The following is a 17,678-nucleotide window of genomic DNA, read 5'->3' on the forward strand; positions in this document are numbered from 1 at the left end:
CTAGCGGTTGAGCAGCACGATCAGCAGCGCGAACACTTCCGCGAGGATCGCCACGCCTTCGAGCAGGAACAAGGGGAGGTTGACCGCGCCCGTGATCTGCGAGGCGGCGCTCGGCTGCCGGCCGATCGCTTCCGCCGCGCCCGCGGCGAGCCTGCCGATGCCGAGCCCGGCGCCAATGACCACGAGACCGAGACCCAGTCCGGCCCCCATGAATGCGATTCCCATTAACCTTCTCCTTATCGTGTCAGTGTCAGTGTCAGTGTTCGAACTCAGTGGTGCGCGTGAATCGCCATCCCGATGAACACCGCGGTCAGCAGGGTGAACACGTACGCCTGCACCAGGACGACGATGATCTCCAGCGCCGAGATGCCGACGGCCAGCGGCAGCGACAGCACGATGCCGACGCTGATGCCCGCCGTCGCCCGCCCGAACATCTCCGCGAAGATGAACACGAACGAGAGGATCGCCAGCAGCGCGATGTGGCCGCCGGTCATGTTGGCGGCAAGTCGCATCGTGAGCGCGAAGGGACGGACGAACATCCCCATGATCTCGATCGGAATCAGGATGATGTAGAGCGGCCACGCCAGCCCCTTGGGCGCGAGGTTGACCCAGTGCTGGACGAAGCCGTGCGCGCGCGAGCCGGCCACGATGATCGCGAAGAACGTGATCGTCGCCAGCGCGGCGGTGACGTTGAAGTTGCCGGTCGCGGTCGTGCCGCCGTGCAGGACGCGGGCGAAGAACGACTCCTCGGGCAGGTGCAGCACGGTGTGCTGCAGCAGGGCGACCAGGTCGAACGCCGGAATCAGCCCGACGACGTTGGACCCGAGAATGAACAGGAACAGCGTGAGCAGCAGCGGCGTCCACGTCCGCACCCACTTGCGGCCGACGTTCGGCTGGACGATGGAGTCGCGCACGAACTCGACCGCCCCCTCGAGCGCCGCGGCCGCGCCGGTCGGCACGAGACGATCCGGCGCGCTGCGCAGGTAGCGCCGCACGATCCACGTGATGCCGACGAAGAGGAGCGCGGCGACGATCCACAGCATCAGCACGTGCTTGGTCACGGAGAAATCGATGCCCATGACCTTGGGCAGGTGGATGAGCGGATGATCCAGCGGACTGTTGGCGACGTGGCCGATGATGGTCTCAGCGGCGTTGAACTTGCCCTCGGCGGCGGTCGCGGCGTGCTGCGCGGCTTCCGCGGCGTGCTGGGCTTCGGTCGGTTGCAACATTCAGCGTGCTACAGGTTCCGCGCCCGCAAACAGCCGCCGGAGGTAGAACGCCTCCAGCGCGTGCAGCGCGATGAAATAGACGGCAAAACTCACCACGAACGGCCGCGGGCGCATCCCGAGCACCGCCACCAACCCCACCAGGGCGCCAAAGAACAGCATCTTGGCGATGAACCCCACCATGAGCACGCCGGTCACCCGTTGGGGCGACGCCGCGTGCGCGCGGGCGACGAACCACCACGTGGCGCTCGCGCTCGTGAGCGGTCCCGCCATGCCGATCGCCAGTTCCGGATTGAAGTCCGCGGCGCCGGCCAGCGTCAGGCCCCCCCAGGACATCAGGCTGCCGCCGATCATCACGGGGAGCGGCCGGAAGATCACCGCTTCCACGTCATCTTGATCAGCTCGTAGAACCCGACCACGATCCCGAGCATCAGCCCGACGAACGCGCCCCACGGGCCCGTGCCGCGCCACACATCGAATCCGTATCCCAACCCGCCGAGCACGATGATCGCGCCGATCAGCGTGTAGCTGGCGCCCGCCACCGAGGCGGAACGCGTCGCATTCTCCTGCAGGGATTTCGCTGTGTCGTGCAGCGAGTACGGCCGACCCTTCTTGGACTTCCCCATTACGACGAACGCAAACGAGCAATCATAACGTACGCGCGAAAAGCGAGTAAACGGCGGGGCCGCTACTTGACGGCAGGGGCGGCGGCGTTCGACGCCGGCGCGCCGCAGCCGGCTTCCAGTTCGAAGCCGGGCAGCTTGGGCGGCGGCGCGGCAGGCCTGGGCGGCGGCGCCGGCGTGTCGCAGGTCGCGGCCGCGGCCGCGGCGGCGATCGCACGATGGCGGAGGTACAGTCCGGTCCCGGCCACCACCGCGGCAACCGCGAGCAAAACGACGAGGTAGAACCGGCGGGTCCGGGCGCGCGGAAACACTGGCGGCAAGAATAAACCGGCTATACTCGAACCGGAAGGCCCCCCATGAAACATGCCCTGTCCGCGCTGGCCGCCGCGGCCGCGTGTGCGTTCTCTTCTCCCGGTCTCGATCGCGCCGGGGCGCAGACCCGGCCGACCCAGCAGGTCTACGTCAGCGTCGCCGACTCCAAAGGGGACCCGGTGACCGGTCTCGCCGCGGATGCGTTCCGCGTGCGGGAAGACGGCAACGCGCGCGAAGTGCTGAGCGCGGGCCCGGCCACGGAACCGCTGACCCTGGCGCTGCTGGTGGACGACAGCCAGGCCACCACCGGCGCCACGCAGTTCATCCGCGAAGCGGTCGACGGCTTCATCACCGCACTCGCCGGCACGGCCGAGATGTCCGTCGTCACGTTCGGCGAGCGGCCGACGATCGTCGTGGACTACACGAAGGATCAGAAGCGGCTGCTCGACGGTGCGAAGCGGATCTTCCCGCGCGCCGGCGCCGGCGCCTACCTGATGGAAGCGATCGCGGAAGTCAGCCGCGGGCTTCAGAAGCGCAACGCCGCGCGCCCGGTCATCGTGGTGCTGATGATGGACAACTCGGTCGAGTTCAGCAACCGGCACTACGAGCAGGTGCTCAACGAGCTGGAGGCCGGCGGCGCGGCGCTTCACGTCGTGTCGCTGGGGCAGCCCGGCGGCAGCCTCGCGGACGAGATCCGGAACCGCGATCAGGTGGTGGCGATGGGGACCGAACGTACCGGCGGGCGCCGCGACAACGTCCTCGCCCTCACCGGCGCCGCCGGCAAGATGAAACAGGTCGCCGAAGACCTGAAGAACCAGTACGTCGTCACCTACGCCCGTCCCGAGCGGCTGATTCCGCCGGAGAAGATCGAGGTCACCGCCGCCAAGGCCGGCCTCACCGTCCGCGCCCGGACGCGCGCGCCGAAGGCACCGAAATGATCCGTCGCCTCGCGGCCTCCTTCGGCGATCGCTCGAGACGCCTGATCACGCTGACTGCGTTCGCGTTCGCCGGCTCGGTGCTGCTGGCCGCGCAGGGTCAGCGCATCCGCAGCGGCGTCGAGCTGGTGTCGCTCAACGTGACGGTGACCGACGGCACGGGCAAGTACGTCACCGATCTGACCGAACAGGAGTTCGAGGTCTTCGAGGACGGCGCCAAGCAGAAGCTCACCTTCTTCTCGCGCACCCAGCAGCCGATCTCGCTGGCGCTGCTGCTCGACACCAGCGCGAGCATGGACGAGCGGATGGGGATCGCGCAGGAGGCGGCGATCGGGTTTGCCAGGCAGCTGCACAAGGACGACCAGGCGGAAGTCATCGACTTCGACAGCCAGGTCCGCATTCTGCAGGCGTTCACCAGCGACGCCGCCACGCTGGAAAAGGCGATCCGGCAGACGACGCCGAACGGATCGACGTCGCTCTACAACGCGATCTACATCTCGTTGAAGGAGCTGAAGAAGGTCCGCGCCTCCGGCGCCTCGGACATCCGCCGCCAGGCCATCGTGCTGCTGTCGGACGGGGACGACACGTCGAGCCTGATCGAGTTCGAAGAAGTGCTCGATCTCGCGAAACGGTCCGAGACCGCGATCTACGCCATCGGGCTGCGCGCCGGCGAAATCGCGCGGCGGGAGTTCAAGGAAGCGGAATTCGTCTTGAAGCAGCTCGCCACCGAGACCGGCGGACGCGCCTTCTTCGTGACCGACGCGCGCGAGCTGCCGAAGATCTACCAGACGATCTGGGACGAGCTCTCCAGCCAGTACTCGCTGGCCTACTCCTCGGGCAACCCGAAACGCGACGGCGCCTGGCGGCGCATCCAGGTCCGCCTGGTCCGTCCCAACACCTCGGCCAGGACCAAACTGGGTTACTACGGGCCGACCGGGTCTTGACGGCGTGATCATCACGTCCTGGCTGCCGGTCCTGTTGTACGCGGCCGCCGCGGCCGCCTACGTCGCGCACTTCAGCCGGCGCAATCCGGCCACCGGACGGCTGGCGTCGGGACTGCTCGGCGGCGCCGTCCTCGCCCACACCTTCGTCATCGGGATGCAGACGATGCAGGCCGGCTTCGCGCCGCTCGTCGGCACGACGGCCGCAGTGTCGGCGTTCGTGTGGCTGCTGGCGCTGGCCTATCTCTATCTCGAGCTGACCACCGACGAACGGGCGATGGGCATGTTCGTGACCTCGCTGCTGGCGGTGCTCGCCGTCCTGCCGGCGCTCGACCCGCAGGCGGCACAGCGGCCGGCGCTGCTGCGCAGCCCGCTGTTCACGGTTCACGTGCTGTCGATGCTGCTCGCCTACGCGAGCTTCGCGCTGGCCTTCGCCATCGGCATCACCTACGTGCTGCTGTTCAAGGAGATCAAGGCGAAGCACCTCGGCTTCTTCTACACGCGGCTGCCCTCGCTGCAGACGCTCGACGCGATGAACGCGCGCGCGGTCATCGTGGGCTGGCTGTTCCTCACCTGCGGGCTGGTGATCGGCGGGCTGTGGGCGACCCAGCTCGGCGGCTCGACCGATCCGCGGGCGCAGGCGATGTCATTCGGCGACCCGAAGATTCTCGTCGCGCTCCTCTCGTGGGGGATCTATTCGTTCGCGCTGTTCGCCCGGCGCGCGATCGGCTGGAGCGGCCGCCGCGCCGCGTGGCTGTCCGCGCTCGCGTTCGTCGTGGTCCTGCTCAACCTGGTGCCGGTCGGGTATTTCCTGACCCGGAGCCACAACTTCTAGGATTTGGAAATGTGGAAATTCAGCAATTTGGAAATCTGGAATTTCCAAATTTCCAGATTCCCGGATTTCCAAATTTCGTGATGCGGTTGTTCGCGGTCGGCATCAGTCACCGCACGGCGCCGGTGGAACTGCGCGAGTGCCTCGACTTCTCGCGCCGCGGCCTCGACGCCGCGCTCGAGGCGTTGGGCGCGCGCAAGCTGGCGCGCGAAGCGGTGGTGCTGTCGACCTGCAACCGCGCCGAGATCTACGCCACCGCCTCCTCCGACGCGGCGGCCGAGTCGTGCGGCCGCTTCATCGCCGACTACCACGGCGTCCCCTGGGACGCGGTCGCGCCGCACGTCGTGATGTACCGGGGATCGGAGGCGGCGGATCATCTCTTCCGCGTCGCCGCCGGGCTCGATTCCCTCGTCGTCGGCGAGCCGCAGATCCTCGGCCAGGTGAAGAGCGCCTACGCCGCCGCCGCCGGCCTGAAGACGACCGGCGCGCTGACCAACCGGCTCTTCACGTCCGCGTTCACGGTCGGCAAGCGGGTGCGCAGCGAAACCCGGCTCGGCGAGGGCGCGGTATCGGTGAGCTACGCCGCGATCGCGCTGGCGAAGAAGATCTTCGGCGAGCTGAAGGGGTTGAGCGTCCTGGTTCTCGGCGCCGGCGAGATGGCGAAGCTGACCGGCGTGCACCTGCAGGCGCAGCGCGTGAAGCAGCTCACCGTCGCCAGCCGCACGCTGGAGAGCGCCGAGTCGCTGGCCCGCCAGCTCGGCGGACGCGCCGTGGCGTGGGACCGCGTCACCGACGCGCTCAGCGCCGCCGACATCGTCGTCACCGCGACGGGCGCGACGGAGGCGGTGCTGACCCGGACGCGCGTCGAGGAGGCGATGCGGCCCCGCCGCGGCCGGCCCCTCTTCATCATCGACATCGCGGTGCCGCGCGACGTCGAACCCGCGGTGGCGAAGCTGGATCAGGTGTTCCTCTACGACATCGACGACCTTCGGACGATCGTGCAGGAGAACCTGTCGCGGCGCGCCACCGAGATCGAGCGCGCCGAGGCGATCGTGCGCGAGGAGGTCGACCGCTTCCGCGCCTGGATGCAGTCGCGCGAGGTGCTGCCCACCGTGATCGCGCTGCGCGAGCGGTTCGACGCCATCCGCCAGGCGGAGCTGAAGCGGCTCGAGTCGAAGCTGGCGGCGCTCAGCCCGGAGGCGCGGGCGCGCGTCGACGAGGTGACGCATCTCCTCGTGGAGAAGCTGCTGCTCACGCCGACCGAACAGTTGAAGTCGACCCGCGACGAGAATCTCGCGGTGACCTATACCGACGCCGTTCACCGCCTCTTCGCGCTCGAGTCCACGAAGAGCAACGACGAGTGAGAACCACGCTCCGCATCGGGACTCGCGGCAGCGCGCTGGCGCTCTGGCAGGCCAACGCCGTCGCGGCGCTGCTCGCGGCCCGCGGATACGCGACCGAGCTGATCACGATTCGAACCACGGGGGATCGCATCCAGGATCGTCCACTCTCCGAAGCCGGCGGGAAGGGGCTGTTCGTCAAGGAAATCGAGGACGCGCTGCTCGCGGGCACGATCGATCTCGCGGTGCACAGCGCCAAGGACATGTCCGTCGCGATTCCCTCCGGGCTGGCGGTCGCGGCGGTGCTGCCGCGGGAGGACCCCCGGGACGCGCTGGTCGCGCGGCAGGGGCAGGCGCTGCGCTCGGCGCGCACCATCGGCACCGGCAGCGTGCGCCGCGCGGCGCAGCTGTCGGCGCGGATGTCGAGGGCTTGCTTCCTGCCGGTCCGCGGCAACGTCGACACGCGGCTGCGCAAGCTCGACGCGGGCGAATTCGACGCGCTGGTGCTCGCCGTCGCGGGCCTGACGCGGCTCGGCTACGCCGCGCGAATCACCGAAGCGATTCCCGCGGACGAGTGCATCCCTGCTCCCGGCCAGGGGATCATTGCCATCGAAACACGTGCCGATGACGCACGGGACGCGGTGTGGGGCACGATCGGCGACCGGCAGGCCGCGGCCGCGTTCGACGCGGAGCGCGCCGTGGTCGAGGCGCTGGGCGGCGGCTGCCAGCTTCCCCTCGGCGCGATCGCGATCCACGAGGGGGCCGGCCTGTCGATGCACGGGATCGTCACCACCCCGGACGGGACGCGCCAGGCGCGGCGCAGCATCCGCGGGGCGGCCGCGGAGCCGGCGGCGCTCGGACGACGGCTTGCCGCCGAGCTCGCAGAGGCGGGCGCCATCGACATCCTGAATTCATTACGATAGAAGCGCATGGAGAAGAGCCCCAGCGTCTTCATCGTCGGTGCGGGGCCCGGCGACCCGGGCCTGATCAGCGTCCGGGGCCTGCGCCGGCTCGAGACGGCCGACGTGGTCGTCTACGACCATCAGGTGCACCCGCGGCTGCTCCGGTCGGCCCGCGCCGAGGCGGAGAAGATCGACGTGGGCCCGGCGGCGCCCCGGCCGATGGACCAGGACGCGATCTCCCTGCTGCTGGTCGAGAAGGCGCGCGAAGGCAAGTCCGTCGTCCGCCTCAAGTGGGGCGATCCGTTCGTGTTCGACAGCGGCGGCAAGGAAGCGCTGTTCCTGCACGAGCAGGGGATCCCGTTCGAGGTCGTGCCCGGCATCCCGGCGACGATCGGCGTTCCGGCGTACGCCGGCATTCCGATCACCTACCCCGGCGCCGGCGACACGGTGACACTGGTGCGCGGCCACGAAGCCGAGACCGACGAAGCGCCGCAGGTGGACTGGGAGCGGCTGGCCGGCATCGACGGCACGCTGGTCTGCCATGCGGGAGCGAAGCAGGTGGCGGCGATCGTCAACGCCCTCCTCGCCAACGGCCGCTCGCCGGACGAGTCGGCGGCGCTGATCTACAGCGGCAGCCTGGCGGCGCAGGAAACGATCGTCGCACCGCTCGGCACGATCGGCGGACGCGCCCGCGCCTCCGAGCCCGCCATGCTGGTCATCGGCAAGGTGGTCGGGCTGCGCGAGCACCTGCGGTGGTTCGACGCACGTCCGCTCTCGGGCAAGCGCATCGTCGTCACGCGGTCGCGCGAGCAGGCGGGCGAGCTGGTCGAGATGCTCGAGGGGTGCGGCGCCGAAGCGATTCAGGCGCCGACCATCCGCATCGCGGCGCCCGAGGACGTCGAGGCGCTCGATCGCGCGTGCCGCGAGGCCGGCGAGTACGCGTGGATCGTGTTCACCAGTGCGAACGCGGTCGACTCGTTCATGCAGCGGCTGCTCGCGTCGGGCGACATTCGCGACCTGAAGGGCGTCCGCTTGTGCGCGATCGGGCCGTCCACGGCCGAGCGCCTCGCCGGATACGGCCTGCGCGTGGATCTCACCCCGGCGGAGGCGCGATCGGAAGCGGTGATCGACGCGCTGCGCGGCAGCGGTCCGCTCAAGGGCTTGCGCTTCCTGCTGCCGCGCGCCGACATCGCCCGCGAAGTGCTGGCCGATCAGCTGCGCGAGGCGGGGGCCGAAGTCAGCGAGGTCGTCGCCTACCGCACGCTGCTCGCCGCCGGCGATCGCGACGCCGATCACGACATCTATCGCATGCTCCTGGATCGGCAGATCGACGCGGTCACGTTCACCAGCGCGAGCACGGTGAAGAATTTCGCCCGGATCTTCGGCGAGGAGCAGGCCGCGGACCTGCTGCGGACCACCGTCGTGGCATCGATCGGACCGGTGACGGCGGAAGCGGCGCAGCAGCTCGGCATCACGACGACCGTGATGCCCGATCGCTACACGATCGCCGACATGGTCGGCGCGCTCGTCGAGCACTTCAGCGCGCAGCCGGCGCGTACCGAGTAAGGACACTGCCGCTATGGACCTGCGTCACCGCCCGCGCCGCCTGCGGCGCACCGCGGCGCTCCGATCGCTGATTCGCGAGACGCGCCTCAGCCCCGACAACTTCCTCTACCCCCTGTTTGCGACGACGGGCGAGGGGCGGCGCACGGCAGTGCAGTCGATGCCCGGCGTGTACCAGATGTCGGTCGATGAAATCGTCAAGGAGGCCGCCGCGGCGAAGGCTGACGGCGTTCCGGGCGTACTGCTCTTCGGCCTGCCCGAATCGAAGGACGCCTCCGGCTCGGGGGCGGCGGATCCGGAGGGCCCGGTCCAGTCCGCCGTCCGCGCACTGAAGAAGGACGTGCCGGGTCTGCTGGTGGTGACCGATGTCTGTCTCTGCGAGTACACCTCGCACGGACACTGCGGGATTCTCGACGGCGAAGAGATTCTCAACGACGCCACCGTCGACGAGCTGGCGCGCGCCGCGCTGTCGCACGCGGCAGCCGGCGCGGACATCGTCGCCCCCTCGGACATGATGGACGGCCGCGTCGGCCGCATCCGCCAGGTGCTCGACGCCGGCGGCTATTCGTCGGTCGCGATCATGTCGTATGCGGCGAAGTACTGCTCCGCCTTCTACGGCCCCTTCCGCGAGGCGGCGGGCTCGGCGCCGGCCTTCGGCGATCGGCGATCGCACCAGATGGATCCCGCCAACGTCGAAGAGGCGCTCCGGGAGGTCGCGCTCGATCTCGAGGAAGGGGCCGACATCGTCCTGGTGAAGCCGGCGGTGGCGTACCTCGACGTGATCGCTCGCGTGAAGCAGGAGTTCGGCGTGCCCGTCGCGGCGTATCACGTCAGCGGCGAATACGCGATGCTCAAGGCGGCGGCGCGGAACGGCTGGATCGACGAGCCGCGCGCGATGCTGGAGACGCTGACCTCGATCCGCCGCGCCGGGGCGGAGATCATCATCACCTACTACGCCCGCGAGGCGGCGCGGACGCTGTGAGCTGACGCGCGCGCAGCATCACAGCGCCGCCACGATCAGCGTCGCGTCGTCTTCGTAGTTGCCGCCGTTGAACGCCTCGACGTCGCGCAGGATCCCGGCGAGCATCTCCTCGGCGGGAAGCGACCGGTGGCGGGACGCGGCATCGACGAGACGCTCTTCGCCGAACTCCTCACCCGCGTCGTTGCGCCCCTCGGTGATCCCGTCCGTGTAGAGAATCAGGCGGTCGCCTGGAGCGATGGTGAAATCTCCCTGCTCGTAGGCGCTCTCGGCGAAGACGCCGAGGACGGTGCCGCTCGGGGCGAGCAGATCGACGACGCCGCTGCCGCGCACCAGCAGCGGGGGATTGTGGCCGGCGTTGGCGTAGGTGAGGCGCCGGGCCGCGGTATCGATGCGGACGTAACAGAACGTGACGAACCGTCCGCTCGCCATGTTGCGGCACAGCAGACGGTTGACGCTCGTGCACACCGAGCCAGGCGGCGCCGCTTCCTGGGCGAACGCGCGGACGGCGGCCTGCAGGTTGGACATGAGCAGCGCGGCCGGGACCCCTTTGCCGGCCACGTCCGCGATGCTGAGCCCGACGCCGCCGTTGGCGAACGTCAGCGCGTCGAAGCAGTCGCCGCCGACGCCGTTGGCCGGCTGCCAGGACGAGGCGAGCTGCACGCCGGCGGCGTGCGGCATGGCGGCGGGCAGCAGGCCGCGCTGGATCAGCCGCGCGTCCTCGAACTCGCGCTGCTGCTTCGCGTCGCGCCGCTTGCCCGCCTGCGCGTCCTCGATCTCGCGCTGCACGATCTCGAGCAGCGTGACGTCTTCCCACGGCTTCTGCACGAAGCTCCTGGCGCCGAGGCGCATCGCTTCCACGGCGGTGTCGACGCTGCCCCAGCCGGTCATGACGACGATCGGCAGCGACGGATCGTGGGCCCGTACCTGCGGGATCAGCTCGAGTCCCTCGCGCCCCGAGGTGGTATCGCGGCTATAGTTCAGGTCCATCAGCAGCAGGTCGAACGACCGCTCGCGGAGCCGTTCGAGCACGGCCTCGGTGGAGCTGACGAACTCCGGCTCGTAGCCCTCGCCGGTGAGCAGCCAGCGCAGCGCCTCGAGGACGTCGGGCTGATCGTCGGCGACCAGCACGCGGGTCGCGGCGTGGGGACGGATGGCGGTCATGCTGCTGTACATGCGCGGCAGCTTGCAGGAACAAGGGACGTACCATGCGGCCGCGGCGGAAACGACGACATTTTCGTTCGGCGCCGCACCACCGGGTCGCACCGGTGGGACGGCCAGTCCAGATCTCGCGACTGGGTTTCGGGCCTTGCCGGCGCTCGGCTGGTTCGGGGTTCTTCGGGTTCCTCGGGTTCTCCAGGTTCTCCGGGTTCAGGTTCTCCGGGTTCTCGGGTTCTCGGGTTCTCGGGTTCTCGGGTTCTCCGGGTTCTGGACGCCGGAGCCCTCAGCGCGGCAACCTATGGAACCACAGTACTCGTCGAACTCGAGAACCGGAGAACCGGAGAACCCGAGAACCCGAGAACCCGAACCGAGAACCAGAGAACCGGAGAACCTGAACCCGAAGAACCCGTAGAACCCGAAGAACCCGTAGAACCCGTAGAACCCGAACTACCGGACAGATGCCCGACACTACCCCCGTAAGGCTCCTGATCGCCGACGATCAACAGGACGTGATCGACGCGCTGCGGCTGCTGCTGGCGGACGAAGGCTACGAGGTCAGCGCGGCGCGCTCGCCCGCCGAGGCGCTGGACCGCCTCGAGGCGGCCGACTTCGACCTCGCGATCCTCGATCTCAACTACACGCGCGATACGACCTCAGGACAGGAGGGGTTCGACCTGATCCAGCGCATCCGCGCGCTCGACCCGACGCTGCCGGTGCTGGTGATGACCGCATGGAGCAGCGTGGCGGGCGCCGTCGAGGCGATGCGCCGCGGCGCGCGCGACTACATCGAGAAGCCGTGGGACGACGAGCGGCTGCTGGTCGCGGTGCGGACGCAGATCGAGCTGCGGCGGGCGGTGCGGCGCAACCAGCGCCTGCAGGAAGCCAACGCGCGGCTCCAGCGCGGCGCCACGCCGCCGTTCATCGGCGACGTCCCGGCGATCGCCGAGATCCGCCACACCATCGAGCGGATCGCGCCGTCGGACGCCAGCGTCCTCATCACCGGCGAGCACGGCACCGGCAAGGAGGTCGTCGCCGCCTGGGTGCACGCCCACAGCGATCGCCGCGGCAAGCCGCTGGTGATGATGAATGCCGGCGGGCTGGCGGAAGGGATTGCCGAGAGCGAACTGTTCGGCCACGTCAAGGGGGCGTTCACCGACGCCCGCGTCGATCGCATCGGCTGCTTCGAGATGGCCGACGAGGGGACGCTGTTCCTGGACGAGATTGCCAACATGCCGATGCGGCTGCAGGCCAAGCTGCTGCGCGTGCTGCAGACCGGCGAGATGGCGCGCGTCGGATCGTCGCGCGTTCGCTACGTCAACGTGCGGGTGATTTCGGCGACCAACGCGGACCTGCATGCCGAGATCGCTGCCGGCCGCTTCCGCGAGGACCTGCTCTACCGCCTCAACACCGTCGTCATCCACCTGCCGCCGTTGCGCGAGCGGCGGCCGGACATCCGCGCGCTGGCGGCGCACTTCCTCGGCATCTACGCGGCCCGCTACCGCAGACCGCTGGCGGGATTCGACAGCGACGCGGCGGCCCTGCTCGACGCGCACGACTGGCCCGGCAACGTGCGCGAGCTGGCGCACAGCATCGAGCGCGCGGTGCTGATGGCGGATCCGGCGGCGGCGACGATTGCCGCGCGGCATCTGAGCCTGCGCACGCGCGCGGGAGCCGAGACGGCGGCGATCGACGATCTGTCGCTCGAGGAGGCCGAGCGTGTGTTCATCGAGAAGGTCCTGGCGCGGCACAGCGGCGACGTCCGGCTCGCGGCTGAACAGCTCGGGATGAGCCGCAGCGCTCTCTATCGCCGGCTGCAGCAGTATGGCGTCCGCGAATAGCCGATCGGCGAGAGTTCATTGGAGCCTGGAGCAGGCGGTGTTCGGGCTCTGCCTGCTCGGCGGCCTTCCCGCGGCGCTCGCGCTGACGTGGATCATCTGGGGACAGAACTACAGCTTCGAGGTGCGCTCGACGCTTGCCGCGGTGATCCTCCTCGTGTGGATCGGCTGCGCGACCGCGGCGTTCCAGATGGTGACGCGCACGTTGTATCTCGCCGCCAACCTGCTCGGCGCGCTCCACGAAGGGGACTACTCGATCCGCGGCACCGGCGCGAAGCCGGGCAGCGCCGCGGATCTGGTGATGAAGGAGATCAATTCGCTCGGCAACACGCTGCAGCGGCAGCGGTCCGAGGCGGTGGAATCCACGGCCCTGCTGACGAGCGTGATGGGGGCGATCGACGTCGCGGTGTTCGCCTTCGACATGGACGAGAATCTGGTCCTCGCCAACCCTGCGGCGGAACGGCTGCTGAACCGGCGCGGGCCCGAGATGCTTGGCCATGATGCGGGGGGGCTGCGGCTGCACACCTATCTCGCCGGCGAGACCCCACGGCTCGTCGAAGGAGTGTTCGGCGCCGGCACCCGGCTGGAGCTGCGGCGCTCGACGTTCTACCGCGACGGCAAGCCGCACCAGCTGCTGGTCTTCGCCGACCTGAGCCGGGCGCTGCGCGAGGAGCAGCAGCTCGCCTGGCAGCGGATCGTCCGCGTGCTGTCGCACGAGATCAACAACTCGCTCACGCCGATCAAGTCGATCGCGCACAGCATCAGGCGGATGATCTCGCGCATCCCCGACGTGCCGCGCGCCGCCGAGATCCAGGACGGGCTGAACCTGATCGAGACGCGTTCGGGCGCGCTCGGCCGGTTCCTCCGCCAGTACGCGCAGCTGGCGAAGCTGCCCAAGCCGCAGGAACGGCCGATCCGGATACTGCCGCTCGCGCGCCGGATCGCCGAGCTGGAGAACCGCCTGCCGATCGAGGTGCGCGCCACCAGCGACGTCCAGGTGGAGGCGGACCCCGATCAGCTCGAGCAGTTGCTGATCAACATCGTCCGCAACGCCGTGGATGCGACGCTCGAGACCGGCGGCAAGGTGTGGATCGACTGGACGCGGGTCGACGGCGACCTGCAGGTCACGGTCGAGGACGAAGGTCCCGGCCTGCCCGATACGTCGAATCTGTTCGTGCCGTTCTTCACGACCAAGCCGCAGGGCTCCGGCATCGGCCTGGCCTTGAGCCGGCAGATCGCCGAGGCGCACGGCGGGTCGCTGGGTCTGGAGAACCGCGCCGGCGCGCGCGGCTGCCGCGCGGTGCTGAGGCTGCCGATGTGAAACGGTGCTAGGCTGCGAAGATGCCCAGGGGTCGATACAAACAGTCCGAGCGCCTCTTCGCCGCCGCGTCGCGCGTACTGCCGGGGGGCGTCGACAGTCCGGTGCGCGCCTTCAAGGCGGTTGGCGGGAATCCTCTCTTCATCACGCGCGGCAAGGGATCCCGCATCGAGGACGCCGACGGCAACACGTACATCGACTACGTGATGTCGTGGGGGCCGCTCATCCACGGCCACGCGCCGAAGGGATTGCTGAAGGCGCTCGGCGCTGCCGCGGCGCGCGGCACCAGCTTCGGTGCGCCGACCGACCTCGAGACCCGGCTGGCCCGGCGCGTGGCGATGCTGATGCCGTCGATGGAGCGCGTCCGCTTCGTCAGCTCGGGGACCGAAGCGGCGATGAGCGCCGTTCGCGTCGCACGCGCCGCGACCAGGCGCGATCGCATCGTCAAGTTCGAAGGCTGTTATCACGGGCACGCGGATGCGTTCCTCGTGCAGGCCGGATCGGGCGCGTTGACGCTCGGCGTGCCCACGAGTCCCGGCGTCCCGGCGGCCGCCGCCGCCGATACGCTGCTCGCGCGCTACAACGACCTCGGCTCGGTCGAACGCGTCCTCGACCAGCACGCCGGGCAGGTCGCGGCGGTCGTCGTCGAACCGATCGCCGGCAACATCGGCGTCGTTCCGCCGCGCGAAGGCTTTCTCGCCGGGCTGCGCGATCTCTGCACGCGCCGCGGCATCGTGCTGATCTTCGACGAAGTGATCTCGGGGTTCCGCGCCGGCCCGGGCGGCGCACAGCAGCTGTTCGGCGTCCGGCCGGATCTGACGTGCCTTGGCAAGATCATCGGCGGAGGACTGCCGGTCGGCGCCTACGGCGGCCGCGCGGACCTCATGCAGCTCGTCGCGCCGGCCGGGCCGGTTTATCAGGCCGGCACGCTGTCGGGAAATCCCCTGGCCATGACGGCGGGATTGTGGTCGCTCGCGGAGTTGTCACCGAAGCTGTACCGGCATCTGGCGCGCCTCGGATCTCAGCTCGCCGCCGGTCTGGCCGACGCCGCCCGCAGCGCGGGGGTCGCGCTGCAGGTCAACGCGTTCGGCTCGCTGGTGACGCCGTTCTTCACCGACGCGCCGGTGCGCGATTTCGAATCCGCGATGCGCGCGGACGCCCAGCGGTACGGCAGCTTCTTCAGACAGATGCTGGCGCGAGGCATCTACCCGCCGCCGTCGCAATACGAGGCGTGGTTCCTCTCAGCCGCTCACACCGAGCGGGACGTGGAGAAGACCGTCAGGGCGGCTCACGCCGCCCTCAGGAATTTGGAAATGTGAAAATTGGGAAATCTGGAAATCTAGATTTCCAGATTCCCAAATTCCCACATTTCCAGATCTCAGCGCACCGTCAGTGGTTGATCGAAGCGGACGCGGAGCACGGTGCCGGCCGGGAGCTTCACATTGGTCCCTTCCGTCGCCGCAATCGTGCCGCCGCCGCCGATCAGCACGCCGAGCAGCGCACCCTTGGCGCCGCCGAGGATGCCGCCGATGATCGCGCCCACGCCGGCGCCGGCGCCAATCTTCGCCGCCTCCCCCTTGATGCCTTCGCTCTCGAGCGCCTGCGTCACGGTGGCGCGGATCGGATAGTTGCGGCCGCGGATGGTCACCTGGTCGAACGCCACGGTCAGCGAGCCCTTGCGATCGGTGCGCGTCGCCTTGTTCACCGAGCTGACCACGCCCCGCATCGTCGAGCCGGCGGGAATCAGCACGTCATTGCCCTGGTAGAGGTCGACCATCGTGGTCGCCGTGAAGCGGTCCTCGACCTGCGCCGTCTCGGAGCTCAGCTCGCGCTCGAGCCGGACGTCCACTTCCTGGCCGGCCGGAACTTCGTTGCGGCGGGGCGACTGCGTGGGCCGCGTGTCGCCGATGCCGCTGCCAGTTCCCGACCCGGAGCCGTAGCCGCCTGTGCTGCTGGAACCGTAGCCGGTGCTGCCGGCGCCGAACGAGCCGGTTCCCTGCCGGGCCGCTTCGCCGCGGGCCTCCGCGCGGATGCTGTCCACGCGCGTCCGCACCTCGTTGAACTCGCTGCGGCTGATGTTTCCTTCCTTCCGCAGCTTGACCCGCAGATACACCACCTCGTCGCGCACGTCGTCGAGCTGGTTCTGCAGCCGATCCGCGAGCTGCTGATCGCGGCCGCGCAGCCGCGACACTTCGTTGCTCGCGTCGTAGACCTGGTCCTGCAACCGCTGGATGTCCGAGCTGGTCACGGTCTGCGCCGTGGCAGGCACGGCGAGGGCCAGTGCCGCCACGACCAGCACCGGCCGGAGAATCTTCATCACCTTCATCTGTCTCAAGCTCCTTCTTTGGCGCCTGCACTGCAAATGTAGCGCCGCGCGAAACCGGCCCAAACCCCAATAGATGGGCTGGAGCCGGGTGGTATGATCGTCTCATTACCAGTACATGGAGACGTTGAAACTGCACAGGACGGTCGGGGTGAAAGTCGGCCGCGTCCAGGTGGGCGGCGGCGCGCCCGTCGTCGTGCAGTCGATGACGATGACCGACACGGCCGATGCGGCGGCCACCGCGCGCCAGTGCATCGAGCTGGTCGAGGCCGGATCGGAGATGGTCCGGGTCACCGTGAACGTGCCCGAAGCCGCAGCGGCCGTGCCGGAAATCAAGCAGCGGATGCTCGACGCCGGGGTGACCGCCCCGCTGATCGGGGATTTTCACTACAACGGCCACCTGCTGCTGACGCGATTTCCCGCCTGCGCGGACGCCCTCGACAAATACCGCATCAACCCGGGAAATGTCGGCACCGGCCGTCGGCGCGACGAGCAGTTCGTGACGATCTGCGGTGTGGCCCGGGACCGCAACAAGCCGGTGCGCATCGGGGTCAACGGCGGCTCGCTGAATCAGGAGCTGGTCGTCTCCAGGATGCAGGAGAACACCGACCGCGGCCTGGGCAGGACGTCAGACGAAATCATCAACGAGTGCATGGTGCTCTCGGCCGTGCAGTCGACCGAGCTGGCGCTCGAATCGGGTCTGCGCCGCGATCAGATCATCATCTCGTGCAAGACGTCGCGGCCGCGGCACCTGATCGAGGTCTATCGCGCGCTGGCGCGCCGCACCGATCAGCCGCTGCACCTCGGGCTCACCGAGGCGGGCATGGGCGCGAAGGGGCTGGTCTGGTCGGCGTCGGCAATGGGGATCCTGCTGAACGAAGGAATCGGGGACACGATCCGCGTGTCTCTCACGCCGCGCCCGGGCGGCGACCGCCGCGAAGAAGTCTACGCGGCGTGCGAGCTCCTCCAGGCGCTCGGGCTGCGCTCGTTCTCGCCGAGCGTGACCGCCTGCCCCGGCTGCGGACGGACGACGAGCACGACGTTCCAGGAGCTCGCCGAGCGGACGCAGGGCTACATCCGGGAGCGCATGCCCGAGTGGAAGACCCGGTACGAAGGGGTCGAAACCATGACCCTCGCCGTGATGGGCTGCGTCGTCAACGGGCCCGGCGAGTCGAAGGCCGCCAACATCGGCATCAGCCTGCCGGGTACGGGCGAGGAACCGAGCTGCCCCGTGTTCATCGACGGTCATCACACCGCAACGCTCCGCGGCACCTACGAGGAACTCGATCGCGCCTTCCGCGAGCTCGTCGACGAGTACGTCGCGTCGAAGTTCCCGCGCAAGGAAGCGGCCGTTCGCTGATCGCCCGATCACCCGATCACCCGATCGC

The 17,678-nt window shown here is 69.2% G+C and carries 18 protein-coding genes; 11 read left to right on the top strand and 7 right to left on the bottom strand.

Annotated elements, in window-relative coordinates; translation table 11 throughout:
* The 5 genes from VFK57_12395 to VFK57_12415 form a co-directional block, all read right to left on the bottom strand.
* Positions 1-225: an ATP synthase F0 subunit C gene (locus VFK57_12395; GenBank protein HET7696504.1), complete on the bottom strand. Its 225-nt coding sequence runs from the start codon at positions 223-225 to the stop codon at positions 1-3.
* A gap of 44 nt (positions 226-269) precedes the next feature.
* A complete protein-coding gene (gene atpB, locus VFK57_12400) occupies positions 270-1,229 on the bottom strand; it encodes a F0F1 ATP synthase subunit A (protein ID HET7696505.1) in 960 nt (319 codons plus the stop codon).
* A complete protein-coding gene (locus VFK57_12405) occupies positions 1,230-1,613 on the bottom strand; it encodes a hypothetical protein (GenBank protein ID HET7696506.1) in 384 nt (127 codons plus the stop codon).
* Positions 1,601-1,852, bottom strand: a complete 252-nt coding sequence (locus VFK57_12410; protein HET7696507.1) for an AtpZ/AtpI family protein — start codon at positions 1,850-1,852, stop codon at positions 1,601-1,603. The genes VFK57_12405 and VFK57_12410 overlap by 13 nt, the downstream gene beginning before the upstream one ends.
* Before the next feature lie 62 nt (positions 1,853-1,914).
* On the bottom strand, positions 1,915-2,160 hold the full coding sequence (locus tag VFK57_12415) for a hypothetical protein (GenBank protein ID HET7696508.1): 246 nt from the start codon (positions 2,158-2,160) through the stop codon (positions 1,915-1,917).
* A gap of 45 nt (positions 2,161-2,205) precedes the next feature.
* On the opposite strand from VFK57_12415, the gene VFK57_12420 reads away from it, so the two are divergent.
* The 7 genes from VFK57_12420 (at position 2,206) to hemB (ending at position 9,656) form a co-directional block, all read left to right on the top strand.
* Positions 2,206-3,099, top strand: coding sequence for a VWA domain-containing protein (locus tag VFK57_12420; GenBank protein ID HET7696509.1), 894 nt, complete (start codon positions 2,206-2,208; stop codon positions 3,097-3,099).
* Positions 3,096-4,040 (top strand): VWA domain-containing protein, encoded by a 945-nt coding sequence (locus VFK57_12425; protein ID HET7696510.1) that lies wholly within the window; start codon positions 3,096-3,098, stop codon positions 4,038-4,040. The genes VFK57_12420 and VFK57_12425 overlap by 4 nt, the downstream gene beginning before the upstream one ends.
* A 4-nt stretch (positions 4,041-4,044) precedes the next feature.
* The gene (gene ccsA / locus VFK57_12430) at positions 4,045-4,872 is read left to right on the top strand and encodes a cytochrome c biogenesis protein CcsA (GenBank protein ID HET7696511.1); all 828 of its coding nucleotides are present in this window, start codon (positions 4,045-4,047) and stop codon (positions 4,870-4,872) included.
* 80 nt (positions 4,873-4,952) lie between these two features.
* Positions 4,953-6,233, top strand: coding sequence for a glutamyl-tRNA reductase (hemA, locus tag VFK57_12435; protein ID HET7696512.1), 1,281 nt, complete (start codon positions 4,953-4,955; stop codon positions 6,231-6,233).
* Positions 6,230-7,132 (top strand): hydroxymethylbilane synthase, encoded by a 903-nt coding sequence (hemC, locus tag VFK57_12440; GenBank protein HET7696513.1) that lies wholly within the window; start codon positions 6,230-6,232, stop codon positions 7,130-7,132. Before hemA ends, hemC begins: the two co-directional genes overlap by 4 nt.
* Before the next feature lie 6 nt (positions 7,133-7,138).
* Positions 7,139-8,677, top strand: a complete 1,539-nt coding sequence (gene cobA / locus VFK57_12445; GenBank protein HET7696514.1) for a uroporphyrinogen-III C-methyltransferase — start codon at positions 7,139-7,141, stop codon at positions 8,675-8,677.
* 13 nt (positions 8,678-8,690) lie between these two features.
* Entirely contained in the window at positions 8,691-9,656 is a 966-nt protein-coding gene (gene hemB, locus VFK57_12450; GenBank protein HET7696515.1) for a porphobilinogen synthase, read from the top strand.
* 18 nt (positions 9,657-9,674) lie between these two features.
* On the opposite strand, the gene VFK57_12455 is transcribed toward hemB, so the two are convergent.
* Positions 9,675-10,829 carry a SpoIIE family protein phosphatase gene (locus VFK57_12455; protein ID HET7696516.1) on the bottom strand — a complete coding sequence of 385 codons (1,155 nt, stop codon included), beginning with the start codon at positions 10,827-10,829 and terminating at the stop codon, positions 9,675-9,677.
* A 443-nt stretch (positions 10,830-11,272) separates the two neighbouring features.
* Here VFK57_12455 and VFK57_12460 point away from each other — a divergent pair, with 443 nt between their 5' ends.
* From VFK57_12460 to hemL, 3 genes are read left to right on the top strand one after another with little or no spacing between them, the layout of a single operon-like run.
* Complete coding sequence (locus tag VFK57_12460) at positions 11,273-12,652, top strand: sigma-54 dependent transcriptional regulator (protein ID HET7696517.1); 1,380 nt, start codon at positions 11,273-11,275, stop codon at positions 12,650-12,652.
* Positions 12,653-12,689: 37 nt separating this feature from the next.
* Positions 12,690-13,970, top strand: a complete 1,281-nt coding sequence (locus VFK57_12465; protein HET7696518.1) for an ATP-binding protein — start codon at positions 12,690-12,692, stop codon at positions 13,968-13,970.
* 20 nt (positions 13,971-13,990) lie between these two features.
* Entirely contained in the window at positions 13,991-15,286 is a 1,296-nt protein-coding gene (gene hemL / locus VFK57_12470; GenBank protein HET7696519.1) for a glutamate-1-semialdehyde 2,1-aminomutase, read from the top strand.
* Positions 15,287-15,345: 59 nt separating this feature from the next.
* On the opposite strand, the gene VFK57_12475 is transcribed toward hemL, so the two are convergent.
* Complete coding sequence (locus VFK57_12475) at positions 15,346-16,284, bottom strand: hypothetical protein (protein ID HET7696520.1); 939 nt, start codon at positions 16,282-16,284, stop codon at positions 15,346-15,348.
* A 133-nt stretch (positions 16,285-16,417) separates the two neighbouring features.
* On the opposite strand from VFK57_12475, the gene ispG reads away from it, so the two are divergent.
* Positions 16,418-17,650, top strand: coding sequence for a flavodoxin-dependent (E)-4-hydroxy-3-methylbut-2-enyl-diphosphate synthase (ispG, locus tag VFK57_12480; GenBank protein HET7696521.1), 1,233 nt, complete (start codon positions 16,418-16,420; stop codon positions 17,648-17,650).
* Positions 17,651-17,678: the final 28 nt, after the last annotated feature.

Source organism: Vicinamibacterales bacterium (genome assembly GCA_035699745.1).
Taxonomy (GTDB): Bacteria; Acidobacteriota; Vicinamibacteria; order Vicinamibacterales; family 2-12-FULL-66-21; genus JAICSD01.